This is a genomic window from Mesorhizobium sp. M6A.T.Ce.TU.002.03.1.1, assembly GCF_003997275.1.
GTDB classification, from domain to species: Bacteria; Pseudomonadota; Alphaproteobacteria; order Rhizobiales; family Rhizobiaceae; genus Mesorhizobium; species Mesorhizobium mediterraneum.
The window spans coordinates 1-4,554 of the sequence record NZ_RZTI01000229.1 but is presented as its reverse complement, the minus strand read 5'-3'; the positions used below and the strand labels follow the sequence as shown (position 1 = coordinate 4,554).

The following is a 4,554-nucleotide window of genomic DNA, read 5'->3' as shown; positions in this document are numbered from 1 at the left end:
CGCTAGAATGCCGCACCCCGCTGCTCTGACGGTTTCAACTCGTCGAGAAGCTTGCGGATGGCGCCCGCCATGTTCCCGTTCACGTCGCTGCGCCACAGTGCGAAGGCGACGTTGGCCTCGACAAAGCCTTCCGGCGATCCGCAATCGAAGGTGCGCCCCTGGTAATGGCAGCCATAGAAGGGCTGCTGCTTCTCCAGCTTCAGCATCGCATCGGTGAGCTGGATCTCGTTGCCGGCGCCCTTTTCCTGGCCCTCGAGAATCCCGAATATCTCCGGCTGCAGGATGTAGCGCCCGTTGATGTATAGATTGGAGGGTGCCGTGCCGGTCTTCGGCTTCTCCACCATGCCGGTGATGCGGAAACCGTGATGCGTATCCTCGCCGCGACCGACGATGCCGTATTTATGGGCCTCGGCGGGGTCGCATTCCTGAACCGCGACGATGTTGTTGCCGGTCTCGGCATAAAGCTCGACCATCTCCTTCATGCAGCTTTTTTCCGACTGCATGATCATATCAGGCAAAAGCAGCGCGAAGGGCTCGTCCCCGACGAGCTCGCGGGCGCACCAAACGGCATGGCCAAGGCCAAGCGGGACCTGCTGGCGCGTGAAGCTGGTCTGCCCCGGCGAGGGTTGCAGCCGCTGCAGGCGGGCGAGCTCGTCGTTCTTGCCGCGCTGGGCGAGCGTGTCATAGAGTTCGAACTGGACGTCGAAATGGTCCTCGATGACCGCCTTGTTACGGCCGGTCACGAAGATGAAATGTTCGATGCCGGCTTCGCGTGCCTCGTCGACCACATACTGGATAACTGGCCTGTCGACGACAGTCAGCATTTCCTTGGGTATGGCCTTGGTGGCCGGGAGAAACCGGGTTCCGAGACCGGCGACCGGGAAAACTGCCTTGCGAACTCTCTTCATGCTGTCAATTATCCGTTTGTAAGCCTGTTCGGCAATCCCGCTTCGAGACATTTTCGTGCCGGAATCGAGGATTATGGAACGGCTGGTCAGAAAAAAATTTGTAGTTCGTAAAGCACCGACGCGGCTTTTCGTTCCCAACGGCACCTATGGTAAACCAATTGCTAACCGGCTTCGGCGATGAATGATCTTCCTGTGATGATGAAGGAGGAAAAGATGTCCGTTCGCAACGCCGCAAAGCGCTTCACCAGCGTCGTTGCGGCCGCCAGCCTTTCGCTCGCCTTACTGATGCCCGCCGGATCTGCTTTTGCCGACGCCGGCTTCCGGCAATGGGTGGCGAGCTTCCGCGCCACCGCAGTGCAGAGCGGCGTTTCCGGCGCCGTTTATGACCAGGCGTTCCAGGGGATCAGCGATGCCGATCCGGTCGTGCTGGAAAAAGCGCGTTATCAACCCGAATTTACCGCGCCCGCCTGGGATTATTTCGACAACCGCGTCCATGACCAGTCGGTCGCTGTCGGCCAGCAGATGGCCAGGAAGTGGAAGCCTTGGCTGGACAGGATCGAGGCAAAATACGGCGTCGACCGCTACATCCTGCTGGCCATCTGGTCGATGGAATCGAACTACGGCGAAATCCTCAAGCGCGATGAGGTCATGCGAAATGTCGTGCGTTCGCTGGCAACGCTTGGCTATGCCGACCGCAGGCGATCGAAATTTGCCCGCACCCAGTTGATCGCGGCGCTGAAGATCCTGCAAAGGGGCGACATCGACAAAAGCCACCTCAGCGGCTCATGGGCTGGCGCCATGGGCCATACCCAATTCATTCCCACCAGCTATCAGGCCTATGCGGTCGATATGGATGGCGACGGCAGGCGCGACATCTGGAATTCGATTCCCGATGCATTGGCCACGGCCGCCAATCTGCTCAGGAAGAACGGCTGGCAGGCCGGCAAGACCTGGGGCTATGAAGTCAGCCTTCCCGATGGGAAGAAGTTCCCGGCCGGATCGAAGTCGCTGTCGCAATGGCAAGCGCTGGGTGTCACGCGTGTCAACGGCAAGCCCTTCAAGAGTGGTGCGGAGAAGGCCACGCTGAAAGTACCGGGCGGCCGCGGCGGCCCGGCCTTCCTGATGATCAAGAATTTTTCGGTCATCAAGCGCTACAACAATGCCGACAAATACGCGGTTGCCGTTGGCCTTCTTGCCGACGAAATCGCCGGCTATGGTGGGCTTGTGCAGGACTGGAAGCGGCCTTTCACGAAGCTCTCCTTCGAGGAGAGGCAAGAGCTTCAGCAGCGGCTTTCCCAGTACGGCTACTATGACGGCAAGTTCGACGGCAAGATCGGCGAGGGATCGAAGGCCGCCATCATGGCCTTCCAGGCGAAGGCTGGCTTGACCCAGGACGGACATCCGAGCATGGAAGTGCTCAAATGGCTCAGGCAGAACTAGCCTCGCATAGGGAGACAACAACCTGGAGCATCGGACCCAAAACCGTTGGCAATCCGATGCTCGAGCGGCGGCACGGTTGGACTTGGGTCCGGCGTTCTTAAGGGATGGAGAGGGTGATTGATTTCGGCTGCGCGTATCCAGGTGATCCTTCGTCGCGTGCCGATCCTGATTCTGGCTGTTGCCGTTCTGGCCGTCAGTACTGCCGCCGCCTTTCATACGCCGGCCGTAGCGCAGGAAGAACAAAGGCGTGGCTGGTCGCTGCGCGACCTGTTGTTTCTGCGCCGAAGCGAGCGGGTGGAACCGCCGCCGCGACAAATTCAGAGAGCCAGGCCGCCGAAGGCCAGGGCAAAAAAGCCCCGCGCCGCGCCGCGCCGGCCGGCTGAGCCGACAACCCCCATTGTCGAGAAGGCGCCGGATGCCCGCACCGTTCTGGTGGTCGGTGATTTCATGGCGAGTGGCCTTGCCGAAGGTCTGGATACCGCCTTTGCCGAAAACAACAAAATCAGGATCGTCGTTCGCAGCAACGGTTCGTCCGGTTTCGTGCGTGACGATTTCTACAACTGGCCCGAACAGATCAAGTCGCTGATCGAGACCGAAAAGCCCGCGGCCGTAATCGTCATGCTGGGCTCCAACGATCGGCAGCAAATGCGCGTGAACGATGAGCGCGAACAGCCGCGGTCCGAAGGCTGGGACAAGGAATACGAACGCCGGACCGAAGCATTCGGCAAGGCCATTGCATCGGCCAAGGTACCGTATCTGTGGGTCGGCATGCCGGCATTCAAGGCGCCGAAGATGACCTCCGACATGCTGGCTTTCAACGACATCTACCGCTCGACGGCCGAAAGTCATGGCGGCGAATTCGTCGACATCTGGGACGGTTTCGTCGACGAGGACGGCGCCTTCGTCACCAGTGGGCCTGATATCAACGGCCAACCGGTGCGCCTACGCACCGACGACGGCATCTATGTGTCGAAAGCCGGCAAACGCAAGCTCGCCTTCTATGCCGAAAAACCCTTGATGAAGATGCTTGGAATGACCGCGCCCGCGGGCACACCGGCGACTTATGCGCCGGCGGGCGCTCCCGTCGAGGCGCCGGCACCGGCACCCATGGCCGTCGATCGCACCGTGCCGATGCTGCTCAACGATCCGGCGCTCGATGGCGGTTCGGAGCTTCTCGGCGCAGCGCCGCCGGCAAAGGCGGACGGGCTCGGCGAAAAACTCGTCGTCGAGGGCAAGGCATCAGATGCTTCGCCCGGCCGCGCCGACGACTTCCATTGGCCGCCCAGGGCGCAGCCTGCGGCGGCGGCCGCAAACGAAACGACAACGGCGATCAATCCTTGATACGAGGCTCGGAGACCGTTTCGAAACTCGCTGCTGTGAGTCATATAAGGGTGTTTTCGAGAACCGGAGCGGAGCGTACATTCGAGTATGTGAGCACCGGCCTACGCCGGCCGTAGCCTTAACTGCCACGACCGCTCATGAGTGCTTCGGACGGCAAAGGCCGGAAGCGCAGAAAACGCTCTCAGATGGCCGCAGGAGTAGAGTTTCCAAACGGTCTCAGCGCGGTAGCACGCTCGATCCCATCAGTGCCTCGTCGATCGAGCGCGCCGCCTGCCGGCCCTCGCGGATCGCCCAGACGACCAGCGACTGGCCACGGCGCACATCACCCGCCGCATAGAGCTTTTCGACGCTGGTCTTATAGTCGCGGTCATTGGCCTCGACGTTGTTCGAGCGGCGGCTGTCGATGGCGATCTTCATCTGGCCGCCCAGCTCCGACACCGGTCCGACGGCGGCCGGCCCGGCAAAGCCGATGGCGATGAAGGCGAGATCCGCGCGGATGACGAATTCCGTGCCGGCGACCGGCTTGCGCTTTTCATCGACCTCGCAGCATTTGACGCCAGTCAACGCGCCGTCCTCGCCGATGAATTCGAGCGTCGCCACCTGAAACTCGCGCTCGGCGCCTTCGGCCTGCGAGGACGAGGTGCGCATCTTCGTTGCCCAGTAGGGCCAGACCGAAAGCTTGTCTTCCTTTTCCGGCGGCTGCGGCCGGATGTCGAGTTGGGTGACGCGGACGGCGCCCTGGCGGAACGCGGTGCCGACGCAGTCGGATGCGGTATCGCCGCCGCCGACGACGACGACATGCTGGCCGCCGGCGACGATCGGTTGGGAGGGCCACGCCACCGATTGGATCGGCTCGCCGCCGACG

General features: G+C 61.7%; 4 protein-coding genes. 2 read left to right on the top strand and 2 right to left on the bottom strand.

Annotated features, from left to right (window positions below; genetic code table 11):
* Positions 1–2: 2 nt before the first annotated feature.
* Complete coding sequence (gene galU, locus EOC93_RS32645) at positions 3–917, bottom strand: UTP--glucose-1-phosphate uridylyltransferase GalU (RefSeq protein WP_185928333.1); 915 nt, start codon at positions 915–917, stop codon at positions 3–5.
* A 204-nt stretch (positions 918–1,121) separates the two neighbouring features.
* Here galU and EOC93_RS32640 point away from each other — a divergent pair, with 204 nt between their 5' ends.
* Positions 1,122–2,348, top strand: a complete 1,227-nt coding sequence (locus tag EOC93_RS32640) for a lytic murein transglycosylase (protein WP_126105124.1) — start codon at positions 1,122–1,124, stop codon at positions 2,346–2,348.
* A gap of 117 nt (positions 2,349–2,465) precedes the next feature.
* On the top strand, positions 2,466–3,689 hold the full coding sequence (locus tag EOC93_RS32635; RefSeq protein ID WP_095484064.1) for a DUF459 domain-containing protein: 1,224 nt from the start codon (positions 2,466–2,468) through the stop codon (positions 3,687–3,689).
* Between the two features lie 216 nt (positions 3,690–3,905).
* Here EOC93_RS32635 and EOC93_RS32630 read toward each other — a convergent pair.
* A partial coding sequence (locus tag EOC93_RS32630) for an FAD-dependent oxidoreductase (protein ID WP_164759378.1) occupies positions 3,906–4,554 on the bottom strand: 649 nt, incomplete at its 5' end.

Excerpts from the sequence above, each read along its gene's own strand:
- EOC93_RS32640 (WP_126105124.1), top strand. The coding sequence starts at position 1,122 with ATGTCCGTTCGCAACGCCGCAAAGCGCTTCACCAGCGTCGTTGCGGCC.